Below are 14931 nucleotides of genomic sequence, written 5' to 3'. Positions count from 1 at the left end.
ATGCTCTCCTTGTTCAGACCAGTCCGCGGGCCACGGCCCAGTACACGCCCCGATTGAAGCCCTTGCGCATCAATCCGCCCAGCTTGGTGGGCGGCGTGGGGTGCACATCCTCCTGGTAGTCGTACCAGAGCGGCATGCCGCCTTCCAGCCCCATCTGCGCCACGGCCACCACGCGCCCGTCGTACTCGTCGCAAGTCCGCCCGAAGCGGAGCTCGGAAGCCAGGTTGTTCACCAGCACGGGCGACTGGTTATGGCAGGAGCCGCCCGCCTTGCTGATGGGCAGGTCCACCGTATCGCCCAGCACGTAGGCATTGTCCAGCCCCAGCACCTTGAGCGTCTGGTGATCCGTGGGCACCCAGCCCTCGTCATCGGCCGCCTGGGAGATGCCGGCGTCGCGCACGGCCGGCACCGCCGTGATCGGCGGGGTGGCCATCAGGATGTCGAAGGGTTCCTCCCCGCCCTCTTCCGAATAGGCCACCTTGCGCTCCGGATCCACGCGGCTGAGCGTGAAGCCCCGCTGGTGATGAATCCCGCGCTGCTCGAAGATGGGGGGCAGGACCTGGCAGACCTCGTCCTGCAGGAACAGGCAGTTGCGCAGCAGTTGCGACACCGTGGGATAGGTGTAGGAAATCTGCACCTTGTCGCGCACGCCGCGCCTGCGCAGGAATTCGTCCAGCATCAGGGTGGTCTCCACCGGAGCGATGCCGCATTGATGGGGCACGTTGTGGGTCTTGGGAAAGGTCACCGTGATCAGCACCCGTCCTTTCTCCAGGCGGCTGAGCCGGTCGGCCAACTGGCGGGCCGGGGCATGCTGGTAGAAATGGTCGCCGCCCTCTTTCAGGCCTTCGATCTTTTCCGGCGCCGGCACGCAGCCCGTGGCGATGACCAGATAGTCATACGGTATTTTTCTACCGCTGGCGCAATACAGGCGACTGGCCGAAAAATCAAAACCGGTCACCTCTTCCAATTGAAAATCGATTTCCGGCCGGAGCAGCGAAATCTGCGGCCGCCGCAATTCATCCCGGAAAAAGGCATTGAAGGCCACATACATGAAAGCCGGCTTGTAATAATGCCAGGGAGAATTGGACAACAGGGTGATGCGGACTTTTCCGGAACGGATTTCCGGATACAGCTTGGTGACCAGATGATTGGCGGTCATGGTGCCGCCAATGCCTCCGCCTACTATGACAATATGCTGCGCCATCGGTGTTCTCCTTATGGAAAAGCGGGCTCGGGCTCGCCAAGCCGTCGATGCAAGCCGAACCGAAACCAACAACTTCGTAGCAGCGAACCGCCGCCGGCCATGCCGGCGCGATTCAGGCGTAGATGCCCCTTGCGCCCGGCGGGCTGCAGGGCGTGGCCATAGCTTAGTAAAACAATTATTTATTATCCAGGGTTATTTTCCCTTAGATAATCAGCGCGCCATGGACCATCAATTTGATTTATCCGGCATTCTGATTTTTATTCCGCATTTTTATTAGCCGCCATATTTACAAACTATTCACCAGAAATTCATGTTGTTCAACAAGATAAAAAAAAACGCCTGCACGAGGCAGGCGTTCCTGAGGGCTTGAAAAGAAACGATCAGCCTTCGCGCAGGCTGCGACGGCGCTCGTGCTCCTTCAGGTAGCGCTTGCGCAGACGGATGGACTTGGGCGTCACTTCCACCAGCTCGTCGTCATCCAGGAAGTCCACTGCATACTCCAGGCTCAGGCGGATGGGCGGCACCAGGTCGATGTGCTCGTCCTTGCCGGAGGCGCGTACGTTGGTCAGCTTCTTTTCCTTGATGGGATTGACGACCAGGTCGTTGTCGCGGCTGTGGATGCCGATGATCATGCCTTCGTACAGGGCTTCGCCTGGCGAGACGAACATGCGGCCGCGATCCTGCAGCTTCCACAGTGCATAGGCCACGGCGTCGCCCTCGTCCTGGCTGATCAGCACGCCGTTGCGACGCTCGCCCACCGTGCCTTCGCGCATGGGGCGGAACTCGTCGAAAATGTGGCTCATCAGACCCGTACCGCGCGTCAGCGTCATGAACTCACCCTGGAAGCCGATCAGGCCGCGGGCGGGGATGCGGTATTCCAGACGGGTGCGGCCGCGACCATCGGGGATCATGTCCTGCAGGTCGCCGCGGCGGCGGCCCAGCTCTTCCATGACGCCGCCCTGGTGGCCGTCTTCCACGTCCACGGTCAGCAGTTCGTAGGGCTCCATCTTCACGCCGTTCTCTTCACGGATCAGCACGCGTGGACGCGACACGGCCAGCTCGTAGCCTTCACGGCGCATGTTCTCGATCAGGATGGTCAGGTGCAGCTCGCCCCGGCCGCAGACCTCGAACACCGTATCGTCGTCGGTGTCGTTCACGCGCAGCGCCACGTTGGATTTCAGTTCGCGTTCCAGGCGGTCGCGCAGTTGGCGGCTGGTCACGAACTTGCCTTCGCGGCCGGCCAGCGGCGAGGTGTTCACCATGAAGTTCATGGTCAGGGTGGGCTCGTCGATGCGCAGCAGCGGCAGCGCCTCGGGATTGGCGGGCTCCATGACCGTGCAGCCTATGCCCACTTCCTCGATGCCGTTGATCAGCACGATGTCGCCGGCCTCGGCTTCCTCGACCTGGACGCGTTCCAGGCCCTTGAACTTCAGCACCTGGTTGATGCGGCCCTTGATGGGTTCGCCTTCAGGGCCGAACTTGACGATCACGTCCTGGCCGGAACGCACGCGACCGCGGTTCACGCGGCCCACGCCGATCTTGCCCACGTAGGAGCTGTAGTCCAGCGAACAGATCTGCAGTTGCAAGGGCGCGTTCACATCGTCTTCGCGCTGCGGCACGTGCTTCAGAATGGCGTCGAACAGGGGACGCATGTCGCCGTCGCGCACGTCCTCGGTCAGGCCGGCGTAGCCCGACAGGCCCGATGCGTAGATGATGGGGAAGTCGAGCTGCTCGTCGGTGGCGCCCAGCTTGTCGAACAAGTCGAAGGTGGCGTTGATGGCGTAGTCGGGACGGGCGCCGGGGCGGTCGATCTTGTTGACCACCACGATGGGGCGCAAGCCCAGCTCCAGCGCCTTGCGGGTCACGAAGCGGGTCTGGGGCATGGGGCCCTCGACCGCGTCCACCAGCAGCAGCACGCCGTCCACCATGGACAGCACGCGCTCGACCTCGCCGCCGAAGTCGGCGTGGCCGGGGGTGTCGATGATGTTGATGTGCGTGCCTTCGTATTCGACGGCGCAGTTCTTGGCCAGAATGGTGATGCCGCGCTCTTTCTCGATATCGCCCGAGTCCATGACGCGTTCCGAGACATGTTCGTTCTCGCGGAACGTACCGGCCTGTCTCAACAGTTGATCGACCAGGGTAGTCTTACCGTGGTCGACGTGGGCAATAATGGCCACATTGCGCAATGCGCGACTCATAACTCATCCTTCTGATTGAAGTTTCTTGGGCAAAATCTCAGTAGGCAGGCTCTCGATGGCCAGCAAGGCCGACATCGGGTCTTCCATGGCCTGCAGCGTGTCAAGGCTGAAGGCATCGTCGATATTAAAAGGTCCCAGTTCCGTGCGGCGCAGGGCCGACAGGTGGGCGTAGCATCCCAGCGCGCGTCCGATGTCCTGGGCCAGGGTCCGGATATAGGTTCCCTTGCTGCAGCGTACATACAGGCGCGCCGAGCGCGGCGTGCATGCCAGCACAGTCAATCCGTGAATCACGACGCGTCGGGGTGCACGGTCCAGCACAATGCCCTGGCGGGCATATTCATACAGGGGCTTGCCATCGCGCTTGAGCGCGGAATACATGGGCGGCACCTGCGATATGGGGCCCCGGAAGGCCGGCAGCGCCGCTTCCAGCGCGTCCTTGGCCACGCCCGCAAAGTCCGCGGCCTGGGCCGTGACGTTGCCGGTCAGGTCCCCGGAATCGGTTTCCTCGCCGAAGGCGAGCGTGGCCTCGTAGGCCTTGTCCGCCTCCAGCATGGTGGCGGAGATTTTGGTGGCCCTGCCGAAGCAGCAGACCAGCAGCCCCGTGGCGAAAGGGTCCAGCGTACCGGTGTGGCCGGCCTTGCGGGCGTCCAGGGTACGGCGGGCGCGCTGCAGGGCGTGGTTGCTGGACAGGCCCTCAGGCTTGTCCAGAAGCAGCACGCCATCGATCAACTGCCCGCGTCGTCGCGTAGCCATTGTGTGTCAGTCCGTGAGAAAACAACAGCCTAGTCAGGACTGTTCGTCAGGGTCGTCGGCCTGGGAGGCAGAGCCGGTCAGTTCGCTGTCGGCCCTGGTCGCGCTGTCGATGAGCTTGGACAGCTCCATGCCGCGCTCCAGTTGCCTGTCGTGATGGAAATGCAGGGTGGGCACGGTATGGATGTGCAGCAATTTGTACAGCTGCGAATGCAGCCAGCCCGCCTTCTCCGATAGAACGGCCTGGGCCGCCTCGGGTTCGGCGCCAAGCACCGAATAATAAATTTTAGCGTGTGCGTAATCAGGCGACAACTCCACGCCGGTCAGGGTGATCAGACCGGCGCGGGTCATGTCGATCTCGCGCTGGATGAGAACCGCCAGATCCTTCTGGATCTGGTCGGCCAGGCGCGTATTGCGCCCCGGATTGGGTTTGGACTTGTGTCTTGCCATGAATTAAAGCGTCCGGGCGATCTCTTTGATCTCGAAGACCTCGAGCTGGTCGCCCACTTCGATATCGTTGTTGCCCCGCAGCGTGATACCGCAATCGAAACCGGAACGCACTTCCTTGGCATCGTCCTTGAAGCGGCGCAGCGATTCCAGATGGCCGGTCCAGTGCACCACGTTGTTGCGCAGCAGCCGCACTTGCGAGTCGCGGCGCACCACGCCTTCGGTGACCATGCAGCCGGCCACGTTGCCGATGCGGGAGATGTGGTAGACCTCGCGGATCTCGACCATGCCGATGATTTCCTCGCGCTGCTCGGGGGCCAGCATGCCCGACAGGGCCGCCTTGATCTCGTCCACCGCATCGTAAATGATGTTGTAGTAGCGCAGATCGATGCCGTTGGCCTCGGCCAGCTTCTTGGCGCTCTGTTCAGCGCGCACGTTGAAGCCGATGACCACGGCATTGGAGGCGATGGCCAGGTTGACGTCGCTTTCGGAGATGCCGCCCACGGCCGCATGCACCACTTCCACGCGCACTTCGTCGGTGGAGAGCTTGAGCAGCGACTGCACCAGCGCTTCCTGCGAACCCTGCACGTCGGTCTTGATGATCAGCGACAGGGTCTGCGTGCCTTCGCCCAGGTTGTCGAACATGGACTCCAGCTTGGCGGCCTGCTGGCGCGACAGCTTCACGTCGCGGAACTTGCCCTGGCGGAACAAGGCGATTTCACGCGCCTTGCGCTCGTCGGCCATGACGACCATTTCGTCGCCGGCGGCCGGCACTTCGGTCAGGCCCTGGATTTCCACGGGGATGGACGGCCCGGCCGAGCTGAGCGATTTGCCCAGTTCGTTGACCATGGCGCGCACGCGGCCGAAGGAAGCGCCCACCAGCACGGTGTCGCCGCGATGCAGGGTGCCGCTCTGCACCAGGATGGTGGCCACGGGACCGCGGCCCTTGTCCAGGCGCGCTTCGATGACGGTGCCCTTGGCGGGCGCGTCGACCGGCGCGGTCAGCTCCAGCATCTCGGCCTGCAGCAGCACGTTTTCCAGCAATTCGTCGATGCCCTGGCCGGTCTTGGCGGACACGGGAATGAACGGCACGTCGCCGCCGTATTCTTCGGGCACCACTTCCTCGGCCACCAGTTCCTGCTTGACGCGCTCGGGGTTGGCTTCGGGCTTGTCGATCTTGTTGATGGCCACGACCAGCGGCACGCCGGCGGCGCGGGCATGGTGGATGGCTTCACGGGTCTGGGGCATCACGCCGTCGTCCGAGGCCACCACCAGGATGACCACGTCCGTGGCCTTGGTGCCGCGGGCGCGCATGGCCGTGAAGGCCTCGTGACCGGGGGTGTCCAGGAAGGTGGCGGTGCCGCGATCGGTCTTCACGTTGTAGGCGCCGATGTGCTGGGTGATGCCGCCGGCCTCGCCCGAGGCGACCTTGGTGCGGCGGATGTAGTCCAGCAGCGAGGTCTTGCCGTGGTCCACGTGGCCCATGACGGTGACCACGGGCGCGCGAGGCTTGAGTTCGGCGTCGCTGGCCTCGGTGTCGACCAGGAAGGCCTCGGGATCGTCCAGTTTGGCGGCGATGGCCTTGTGGCCCAGTTCCTCGACCAGGATCATGGCGGTTTCCTGATCCAGCACCTGGTTGATGGTGACCATCTGGCCCAGCTTCATCAGGTGCTTGATGACCTCGGCCGCCTTGACGGCCATGCGGTGCGCCAGGTCGCTGACGGAAATGGTTTCGGGCACGTGCACTTCGCGGGCGATGAACTCGGCCGCCTGCGGTTCGCGGCGCTCGGGCTGGGCATTGCGCCCGCCGCGGGCGTTCTTGCCGCGGCCCGCCTTGGCATTGGTTTTCCAGCCTTCGCGCGCGCCGCCGGCACCCGCCGAGGCGACATCCGCCTTGGAGGGCTGCTTCTTGCGGCTGGCATCGCCGCCCCAGCCGGGAGCGGCGTCGGTCTTGACGACCTTGCCGGGAGCCTTGTCCGCCTTGACGCCCTTGACGTCCTTCTTCAGGGCGCCCTTGGCGCCTGCCTTGCCGGCGCCTTCGGCTTCCGGTTCGGGAGCGCGCAGCACCTTGCGCGGGCGGTTCAGCATCTCGCGCAGCGCGGCGGCCTCTGCTTCAGCCGCCTTGCGGGCGCGCTCGCGATCCTGGTCCTGCTCGACATCGGCCGCGACCGGAGGAATGGCGGGGCCACGAGCCGGACGGCGCTGGTTCGCGCCAGGCAGGTCCCGGGGCTTTCCGGTCGGAGCGGGCGTTTTCGCCCCTTGAGGATGCTGAGATTTGTTCACAGGAGTAGATTGACGAGCTTCTGAAGCAGATTTAGTAGGTACCACTGGCTTCTCTTCGGCCTTGGCCTGGGTGGATGGAGCCTCGACCGTTTCGGTCGTCCTGGCGGGCTCGGCGGCTTCGGGGCTTTCCGAAGGCGCGGCAGCCTGCTCCTGGGGCTGAGGCTCGGGTTTAGAGTGACTTTCCTCGACGGCGGCGGCCGGCTCGGCGGGAGCGACAGGTTCCGGCGCAGGAGGAGTCGGTTCGGGAACCGCTTCGGCGACCGGTTCGGCGGGCGCGGGTTCGGGCTTGACGACGGCTGCCGGCTCGGGCGCCGCCACAGGTGCAGCGGGCTCGGCGGCTGGCGCGGCGGGTTGGGCCGGAGCAGGAGCGGCCTGGCTGGCTTCTTCGGCCTTGGCCGCCGCCTGCCGGGCGTTTTCCTGCTGCAGCGCAGCCGTTGCCTCTGCCACCAGCTCGGACGGATCACGTTTGACAAACACGCGCTTCTTGCGTGTTTCCACCTGGATCGTGCGCGAACGGCCGGACCCGTCGTCCTGACGGATCTCCGATGTCTTGCGGCGGGTCAGGGTGATTTTATTCCCTTCCTGACCGCCATGCGAGCGGCGCAACGATTCAAGCAGCTTCGCCTTATCCGAATCGGTGATTGCATCATCCACCGATTTGAGCTCAATACCTGCGGTGCGCAGCTGCTCCAGCAGAACGTTCGCAGGCATTTTCAGTTCTTGAGCGAACTGGGCGACAGTGTTACTCGGCATTCGACTCTCTCTTGCTTTACTACAACTATTCTTAATGAATACAACGCGCGGGACCTAGCTGGTCATGATCAGGCCTCGTCGTCAAACCAGTGGGCGCGAGCGCGCATGATGAGCTGGCTGGCCTCGTCCTGGCCCAGTCCGGTCATGTCGGACAGCTCATCGGTGGCCAGCTCGGCCAGATCGTCCAGCGTTGTAACCTCGTTTTCGGCCAGCTTGGCGATGACCTCCGGCGTGATGCCCTCGATTCCGGCCAGCTCCTTGGCGGCGGTCTGCACCAGCTCTTCCTTGGCGATGGCCTCGCTCAGCAGCGCATTGCGGGCGCGGGCGCGCAGCTCATTGACCATGTCCTCGTCAAAGGCTTCGATCTCCTGCAGCTCCTGCAAGGGCACGTAGGCGATTTCCTCCAGGCCGGTAAAGCCTTCGTCGATCAGGATGTCGGCCACGTCCTCGTCCACATCCAGGCGGGACATGAAGGTGGCGCGCAGTTCCTCGCGCTCTTCGTCCTGGCGGTTGCGGCTTTCCTCGGGCGTCATGATGTTGATCTGCCAGCCGGTGAGCTCCGAAGCCAGACGCACGTTCTGGCCGCGGGCGCCAATGGCCTTGGGCAGGTTTTCCTCGTCCACCACGACGTCCATGGCGTGCTTGTCCTCGTCCACCAGAATGGATTCGACATGCGCGGGCGCCAGCGCGCCGATCACGAATTCGGCTGGGTCGTCGGCCCACAGCACAATGTCGACCTGTTCGCCGCCCAACTCGTTGCGCACCGCGGTGACGCGCGAACCGCGCATGCCCACGCAGGTGCCGATGGGATCGATGCGCTTGTCATAGGCGATGACGGCGATCTTGGCGCGCACGCCGGCGTCGCGGGCGGCCGCCTTGATCTCCAGCAGGCCCTGCTCGATCTCGGGCACTTCGTTCTCGAACAGCTCCTTGATGAATTCAGGAGCGGTGCGCGACAGGATGACCTGCTGGCCGCGGGCGGCGTAGTCCACCTTCTGCACCCAGGCGCGGACGCGGTCGCCCACGCGGATGTTTTCCTTGGGGATCATCTCGGAACGGGGCAGGCGGGCTTCGATCTTGCCCATCTCGATGATGGCGTCACCCTTGTCCATGCGCTTGACCGTGCCCGAGACGATGGTCTCGCCGCGCTCCAGGAAGTCGTTCAGGACCTGTTCGCGCTCGGCGTCGCGGATCTTCTGCAGGATGGCCTGCTTGGCCGCCTGCGCGCCGATGCGGCCGAACTCGATGGGTTCGAGCGCTTCCTCGATGTAGTCGCCCACCTGCAGGTCGGGATCGATCTCCAGGGCGTCGGAATACAGCTCCTGCTTGTCCGGCTCCTGCAGGCCGGCCTCGTCGGGCACGACCAGCCAGCGCCGGTAGCCTTCGTGGGCGCCGGTTTCCCGGTCGATGTCCACACGGATATCGACGTCTTCCTTGAAGCGTTTCTTCATGGCCGAGGCCAGGGCGCTCTCAAGCGCGCTGAAAACAACTTCACGTGCTACGGATTTTTCACGCGCCAGCGCATCGACCAGCAATAGAATTTCGCGACTCATCGCTTCTTACCCTTGAAATCAAGAACGGGATCCAATTTGGCACGATCCACCTGGTCATAGGTGAAGTCGACCTGCGTCAGCTTGCCCGATGCTTCGTCCAGTTCGAGCCTAAAAACGGTATCCAGGGGCACATCGGCAGGCGAGGCGCCCTCTGGGGCGTGGAGCGTACCCACGAATACTTTCCGATTGTCGATCGCCTCGTGCAGGCGGACCTGCACGCGCTGACCGGCGAAACGCACGAAGTCGCCCACGCGCAGCAGGGGGCGGTCCACCCCCGGCGAGGCCACTTCCAGGCGCTTGTAGTCGACGTTCTCGACCTCGAAAACGCGAGACAATTGTTTGGACACCCATTCACAGTGCTCGATACGCACCCCTTCCGGATGATCGATGACCACTCGCAACAGGCCCAGCGGCGCACGTTCCACGTCCACCAGTTCGAACTCCGTGCCCGCCAGGGTCTCTTGTGCCAAAGCTAGAATGTCTGCCATAAAATCCAAAAAAAATGGGCTGTACGCCAGCCCATGGTCACCATGCCAGTCCGCCGCCTGCCTTGCAAACGGCGCTGGCCTCGCGCACTGCCAACGCAATATCCGTCTTGCCGCAAGCGCAACGAGACTGGATGATGCGCCCCGCCCCGCATATCCGCGAAGACAAGGCCGATCGCTGGCATGCAGCATCAAAAAAGACTCAAGCGGCACAAATGCCACTGAGCCAAGTTCATTATTCTACCAGAAATCCGGAAAATACGTGCATTCACGCGGCTTTACACGCCCGCACGCCACAGGCTGCGCCGGGCGGCAAGCCCGGCGCCCGGCGCTCAACGGCGTCCGCGCCCGAGCTGGGACTCATGGGCGGCGGCGCCGGCCGGCTGCCAGTCGTCGTCGCGGCGGCTGCGGCGGCGCACCACCGTGGGTTTCTTGGCGCCGGACTTGCCGGCCTGGCCCGCGGAGGCGCGATCCGCACCCGACTTGCGGCGGGCGGCGGGACGCCCGTCCTGGGGCCCGCGCGGCTGTTCGTTGCGCTGACGCCGGCCGCCCTGCTCGCGGCGGCCCGCATCCGGATGGCCGTTGGCCAGGCCGCCGCTGATGAACAGCGCGCCATTGGCCGACTCGTTGACCTGCGCGACGCGCGACGCGCGGGGGCGGGCGGCGGCCAGGCGTCCGCCGTCTGTCCCGGGCGCGCTCCGCTCAGGCGATTGTGCTCGAGCGTGCCGAAACCGGGCGGCAAGGCGCTGTCATGCGACAGAGGCTGGCGTTCGCGGCGCTGATGGCCGTCCTCGTCGCCGTCCTTGACCAGGCCCAGGCGCAGCATGAAAGCCAGCACCAGATCGGCGTCCAGCTCCTCCCAGCGGCCGCGGCGCAGGTTCTTGGGCAGGCCGACTTCCCCGAAGCGGGTGCGGATCAGGCGGCTGACCGTGACGCCCACCGCCTCGAACATGCGGCGCACTTCGCGGTTGCGGCCTTCATGGATGGTGACGCGATACCAGCGGTTGCTGCCCTCCCCGCCCAGATACTCCAGAACGCCGAACTTGGCCAGGCCGTCCTCCAGTTGCACGCCCTCGCGCAGGGACTGCATCTGCTCTTCGCCCAGTTCGCCCAGCACGCGCACCGCGTACTCGCGCTCCGCGCCGTAGCGCGGATGCATCAAACGGTTGGCGATGTCGCCGGAAGTCGTGAAGATCAGCAGGCCTTCCGTGTTCAAGTCCAGGCGGCCGACCGACAGCCACTTGCCCACTTTCAGGGACGGCAGGCGGCCGAACACGGTGGCGCGGCCTTCGGGATCATCGTGCGTGACGATCTCGCCGGCCGGCTTGTGGTACAGGATCACGCGGGGCGGACGCTTGCCGCTGGCGCGGTTGATCAATTGGCCATTGACGCGCACCTTGTCGTCTGCGCCGACGCGCTGGCCGATGTGGGCGGGTTCGCCGTTCACGGACACCCGTCCGGCGATGATCAGCTCCTCCATGTCGCGGCGCGAACCGATGCCGGCCTCGGCCAGCACCTTGTGCAGCTTGGGCTGCACGAGATCGCTGCCCATGTACTTGCCCAGCTTCTGCGACAGGCGGCCCTGCTTGTCCAGGTGGCCGAAGGCGATGTCGTCATCCCCTTCCAGAATGACCACGGGAGCCTCGTCCGCCGCATGCCGCGCGCCGCCCCGCCCGCCGCGGGCGGACTGGCCGGCCGGACGGCGCGGATTCGCCGCGGGCTTGCGCCGATTCTGGGCGCGGGCCGGCTTGACCTTGGGCTCGGCCGGCGCCGCCGCCTCGGCGGACTCGCGCTGGCGGGGCGCCGATTCCTGCGCGGCATCGCCGCGCCGGCGCCGGAACGGCGTCCGCAGCTTGCGGCCCTGACCCTTGGCGCGGGCATTCTTGCCGCCGGCGCCATCCTGGGCTTCCGGCGCGGGGGCTGTCATCGTCTCGTGCGAATCAGTCATTTTTAATCTTTTACTCCAGAGTTTCTTATTTCTTCCGACGGCTCCGCATCCTGCCGCCCGGCATCCGCCTGGGCCGGCTCCAACGAATCCGGGTCAAATTCCACATCGGCCAGGGCGGCCTGCGGCAGGGCCTCTTCGGACGCCCGGCCGGCGACAGCCTCTTGCTGCACGGCCGGTTCAAATTCCATCTCGGCGCCCGGCGCCGACTCCTGCTCCGCGGCAACGCTCACGGATTCCTGCTCATCGCCCGGCGTCGGTTCGCCGGACGGCGTTCCGTCGGACGGCGTTCCGTCGGGCGGCGTTCGCTCGGACGACCCTTCGTCGGACGTCGCGCCGCCGTCGGGCAACTGCGCCAGCACGTCCAGCGAGTCCAATGACTCCACGGCCGGCAATTCGTCCAGCGAACGCAATCCAAGATCATTGAGAAACTGGCGGGTCGTCCCCAGCAAGGCGGGCCGGCCCGGCGCATCACGGTAACCCAGCACCTCGATCCAGCCCCGGTCCTCCAGGGTGCGGACGATCTGGGTGGATACGCTGACGCCGCGTATATCTTCGATATCACCCCGCGTCACGGGCTGACGCCAGGCGATGATGGCCAGGGTCTCAAGCACCGCGCGGGAATACTTGGGAGGACGCTCCAGGCTCAGCCGCGACAGGAACACCTGCATGGCGGGCCGGCTCTGAAAGCGCCAGCCGCCGGCCACCTGCACCAGCTCCAGGCCGCGCTCCTTCCAGTCCAGCTGCAGCAGGGCCAGATAACGGCGCAGGTCATCAGCCGACACTTCCGGCGATACGAACATCTTGCGCAGCTCGGCGCTGTTCATGGGCTGCTGCGCACACAGCAGGGCCGTCTCCAGGACGCGAATTATTTCACTTTCGGTCACTGCTGGGAAGCCTCACTGTAAGACAATACTTGCATAAGGTAAAAATTCAATGTTAATATTCTTTTTTTCCGGCGCGGGGTGGAGCAGCTTGGTAGCTCGTCGGGCTCATAACCCGAAGGTCGTAGGTTCAAATCCTGCCCCCGCAACCATTTTCCGGAACCCTTCTGGGACATCAAAGCAGCCAGCCATCACGTGCTGGCTTTTTTGTTGCCCGCTGATCGCGCACGCGCCGCGCGCAGGCGCTGCGCCCGGAACAGGCCGTACAGCAAAGGCGGATAGAAAAAGGCTCGCGGAACGATACATGCTTGGATAAGTCCAGGAACAATACCAGGATGAATCCACGCCGGCCGGGCCGGCGCAAAAACAGCACAAGGAACAATCGAAGCGACTGCTGGCGGTCTGACAAGACGCCGGGACCCGGCGCGCAGCGCGGCTGAAGCACAGACCATCGACTGCCAAAACCTGAAACAGAGAAATTCGTCGCCGGGGCGCCCTGCATATCGGGGGCCGGCTGCCAATACAGCGCCGTGTTGACCATAAAGGTACAGGCGGGGTACGGTTGGCTGCTTGCGCGTTTGAGCTTTTTGAAATGCCAGTCAGGCCAAGCCGGTACTCACAGTGCTATTACACCATCACGACCGGCTCGACGCAAGAAAATTGCCTGAAAGAAACGTCAAGCCGTCTCGCCGGCGCCGCGCGCCGATCCCGATCGAATTGAAAGAAAACAGTCATACTATGTACACATTCAAAAAATGTGTTATAGTTAACTTTCTGACGCGGGGTGGAGCAGCTTGGTAGCTCGTCGGGCTCATAACCCGAAGGTCGTAGGTTCAAATCCTGCCCCCGCAACCAAACATAGCAAGCCTGCCTTTTCAGGCAGCTTCGCCAAAAAAACCGGGCCTTGCCCGGTTTTTTCTTGCCCGCTTCCCTCCTCACGCCGGAATCCGCACGCCAAGGCCGTGCCTTGGAGCCCCGGCGCCCCCTTCGCCCCCCGCAGTTGCGCGCTGCCCGGAATCAGGAATACGCCTGCCCCTTCAGCCGGCCAAGCCGGACCAGGACCTCCTGCGCATTCCGACCCGGATCGTCGACCGGAAACATCACCTGCTCGACATATCCATGGCAGAAAATGAAAGTCAGCCTCTTCAGCAGCGTCATTCCGCCAGCCGAAAAGGTAGGCAGCCCCAGCGCGCGGGCCAGCCTGAGCTCGGCGTCCGACAGAAGGGCGAACGGCAAGTGAAGACGTTCGGCCGCCTCCGACTGATAGGCGGTCGTTTGAGTGGACAGTCCGAAAACGAACCGCGCCCCGGCGCCCGCAAGCTCGGCATGATGATCCCTGAAAGCGCAGGACTGCTGCGTGCAGCCTCGCGCGCCGGGAATCCGATCCCATCCCTCGAGTGGCGGAGAATCCGGCGGACTGGTCCGAGGGTAGGCATAGACGACCCCGATCCCCTGGAGACTGGAGAGATCGACGTGTCCTCCGCTGCTTGCGGCGAGCGGAATGGACGGCAGCCTCATGCCCTTGGCTATCAACTTGCGATCCTCCTGTCGATACGCACGGGGTCTCGCGGCTCATGCCGAACGGCTGCGATCCCCGACCGCATCCATCATACCAGCGGTTGCGCGCTGCCTTCCTGACTGGCCGCCAGGGCCAGCAGCTCGTCCACCCGCATCACATCGATGAAATAGGCGCACAAATTATTCAAGGATGCATTGTGCTCCTCGTCCGTCAGGGTGGCGTTCGCATCGGCCAGGAAGATCGCTCGGTAATTGAGCTGATGCGCGTCGCGGGCCGTGCTTTCCGAACAGCAATTGGTCAAGGTGCCCGAGATGATCACGGTACCTACCCCCGACTCCTGCAGGCGCTCGTGCAGATCGCAGGTGCCGGGCGTGAAGGCGCTGAAGCGCGTCTTGTCCACGATGAGGTTTTCGTCATGCACCGCAAGCCCGGGCCAGAGCCGATGTCCGTGCGCGCCGCGCAGGAACGCCCGCCGCGACCGCTCTGCCGCCTCGGGCGCGCAGAAACCGTCGTACCAGCGCGTCCAGGGCGTGGTCTCATCAGGATCATAGGTATAGCGCAGAAAGATATTCAGCCCGCCCGCAGCGCGCACGGCAGCGCTGACCCGGTTGATATTGGCCACGATGTCACGCGCCGGAGGCACCTCCACGGCCGCCCCCGGCTCCAGAAAACCGTTCTGCATATCGATGACGAGGTGGGCCGTCCTGCGCCAATCCATCGGTTCTGCCGCGCGCGGCCCGCGCAACTGCCTCACCCGCTCCAGAATGGCGGGCGATATGCGTATCTGATGCACAGTGTCTCCTTGGTGGATCATGCCAGGCTAAAACCGCCTCGGCATGTGCTTATATTTAGCGTCTACACTTTATTATTTTGATAAATCCAGTTTAATTGGTATTAACCAGAAGCGCAT

The 14931-nt window shown here is 64.1% G+C and carries 11 protein-coding genes, 2 tRNA genes and 1 pseudogene; 2 read left to right on the top strand and 12 right to left on the bottom strand.

Annotation, left to right across the window (positions count from 1 at the left end):
* Nucleotides 1-13: 13 nt before the first annotated feature.
* The 9 genes and pseudogenes from ACWPWO_RS06010 to scpB form a co-directional block, all read right to left on the bottom strand.
* A complete protein-coding gene (locus tag ACWPWO_RS06010) occupies nt 14-1204 on the bottom strand; it encodes an NAD(P)/FAD-dependent oxidoreductase (protein ID WP_454005194.1) in 1191 nt (396 codons plus the stop codon).
* Between the two features lie 380 nt (nt 1205-1584).
* A complete protein-coding gene (gene typA, locus ACWPWO_RS06005) occupies nt 1585-3402 on the bottom strand; it encodes a translational GTPase TypA (protein WP_454005192.1) in 1818 nt (605 codons plus the stop codon).
* A 3-nt stretch (nt 3403-3405) separates the two neighbouring features.
* The gene (gene truB, locus ACWPWO_RS06000) at nt 3406-4155 is read right to left on the bottom strand and encodes a tRNA pseudouridine(55) synthase TruB (RefSeq protein ID WP_454005190.1); all 750 of its coding nucleotides are present in this window, start codon (nt 4153-4155) and stop codon (nt 3406-3408) included.
* Nucleotides 4156-4188: 33 nt separating this feature from the next.
* On the bottom strand, nt 4189-4602 hold the full coding sequence (rbfA, locus tag ACWPWO_RS05995) for a 30S ribosome-binding factor RbfA (protein WP_394064947.1): 414 nt from the start codon (nt 4600-4602) through the stop codon (nt 4189-4191).
* 3 nt (nt 4603-4605) lie between these two features.
* Nucleotides 4606-7635, bottom strand: coding sequence for a translation initiation factor IF-2 (gene infB / locus ACWPWO_RS05990; RefSeq protein ID WP_454005188.1), 3030 nt, complete (start codon nt 7633-7635; stop codon nt 4606-4608).
* Nucleotides 7636-7703: 68 nt separating this feature from the next.
* A complete protein-coding gene (gene nusA, locus ACWPWO_RS05985; protein WP_394064943.1) occupies nt 7704-9188 on the bottom strand; it encodes a transcription termination factor NusA in 1485 nt (494 codons plus the stop codon).
* Entirely contained in the window at nt 9185-9676 is a 492-nt protein-coding gene (rimP, locus tag ACWPWO_RS05980) for a ribosome maturation factor RimP (protein WP_394064941.1), read from the bottom strand. Before rimP ends, nusA begins: the two co-directional genes overlap by 4 nt.
* Nucleotides 9677-10005: 329 nt before the next feature.
* Nucleotides 10006-11621, bottom strand: a pseudogene (gene rluB / locus ACWPWO_RS05975) (23S rRNA pseudouridine(2605) synthase RluB).
* A 2-nt stretch (nt 11622-11623) separates the two neighbouring features.
* Entirely contained in the window at nt 11624-12505 is an 882-nt protein-coding gene (gene scpB / locus ACWPWO_RS05970; protein WP_454005185.1) for an SMC-Scp complex subunit ScpB, read from the bottom strand.
* A gap of 72 nt (nt 12506-12577) precedes the next feature.
* On the opposite strand from scpB, the gene ACWPWO_RS05965 reads away from it, so the two are divergent.
* Nucleotides 12578-12654: transfer RNA gene (locus ACWPWO_RS05965), tRNA-Met, on the top strand.
* A gap of 23 nt (nt 12655-12677) precedes the next feature.
* On the opposite strand, the gene ACWPWO_RS05960 is transcribed toward ACWPWO_RS05965, so the two are convergent.
* Nucleotides 12678-13043, bottom strand: coding sequence for a hypothetical protein (locus ACWPWO_RS05960; protein ID WP_454005183.1), 366 nt, complete (start codon nt 13041-13043; stop codon nt 12678-12680).
* A 237-nt stretch (nt 13044-13280) separates the two neighbouring features.
* On the opposite strand from ACWPWO_RS05960, the gene ACWPWO_RS05955 reads away from it, so the two are divergent.
* A tRNA-Met gene (locus ACWPWO_RS05955) sits at nt 13281-13357 on the top strand.
* Nucleotides 13358-13519: 162 nt separating this feature from the next.
* On the opposite strand, the gene ACWPWO_RS05950 is transcribed toward ACWPWO_RS05955, so the two are convergent.
* Both ACWPWO_RS05950 and ACWPWO_RS05945 read right to left on the bottom strand, forming a co-directional pair.
* A complete protein-coding gene (locus tag ACWPWO_RS05950) occupies nt 13520-14035 on the bottom strand; it encodes a peroxiredoxin (protein ID WP_454005181.1) in 516 nt (171 codons plus the stop codon).
* 74 nt (nt 14036-14109) lie between these two features.
* The gene (locus ACWPWO_RS05945) at nt 14110-14814 is read right to left on the bottom strand and encodes a cysteine hydrolase family protein (protein ID WP_454005179.1); all 705 of its coding nucleotides are present in this window, start codon (nt 14812-14814) and stop codon (nt 14110-14112) included.
* Nucleotides 14815-14931 lie beyond the last annotated feature (117 nt).

This window comes from Alcaligenes sp. Marseille-Q7550 (assembly GCF_965112015.1).
The sequence above is the reverse complement of the archived record's forward strand: the minus strand, read 5'-3'. Positions and strand labels throughout refer to the sequence as shown.

Excerpts from the sequence above, each read along its gene's own strand:
- nusA (WP_394064943.1), bottom strand. The coding sequence starts at position 9,188 with ATGAGTCGCGAAATTCTATTGCTGGTCGATGCGCTGGCGCGTGAAAAA.
- ACWPWO_RS06010 (WP_454005194.1), bottom strand. The coding sequence starts at position 1,204 with ATGGCGCAGCATATTGTCATAGTAGGCGGAGGCATTGGCGGCACCATG.
- truB (WP_454005190.1), bottom strand. The coding sequence starts at position 4,155 with ATGGCTACGCGACGACGCGGGCAGTTGATCGATGGCGTGCTGCTTCTG.
- infB (WP_454005188.1), bottom strand. The coding sequence starts at position 7,635 with ATGCCGAGTAACACTGTCGCCCAGTTCGCTCAAGAACTGAAAATGCCT.
- rimP (WP_394064941.1), bottom strand. The coding sequence starts at position 9,676 with ATGGCAGACATTCTAGCTTTGGCACAAGAGACCCTGGCGGGCACGGAG.
- ACWPWO_RS05960 (WP_454005183.1), bottom strand. The coding sequence starts at position 13,043 with ATGGTCAACACGGCGCTGTATTGGCAGCCGGCCCCCGATATGCAGGGC.
- typA (WP_454005192.1), bottom strand. The coding sequence starts at position 3,402 with ATGAGTCGCGCATTGCGCAATGTGGCCATTATTGCCCACGTCGACCAC.
- rbfA (WP_394064947.1), bottom strand. The coding sequence starts at position 4,602 with ATGGCAAGACACAAGTCCAAACCCAATCCGGGGCGCAATACGCGCCTG.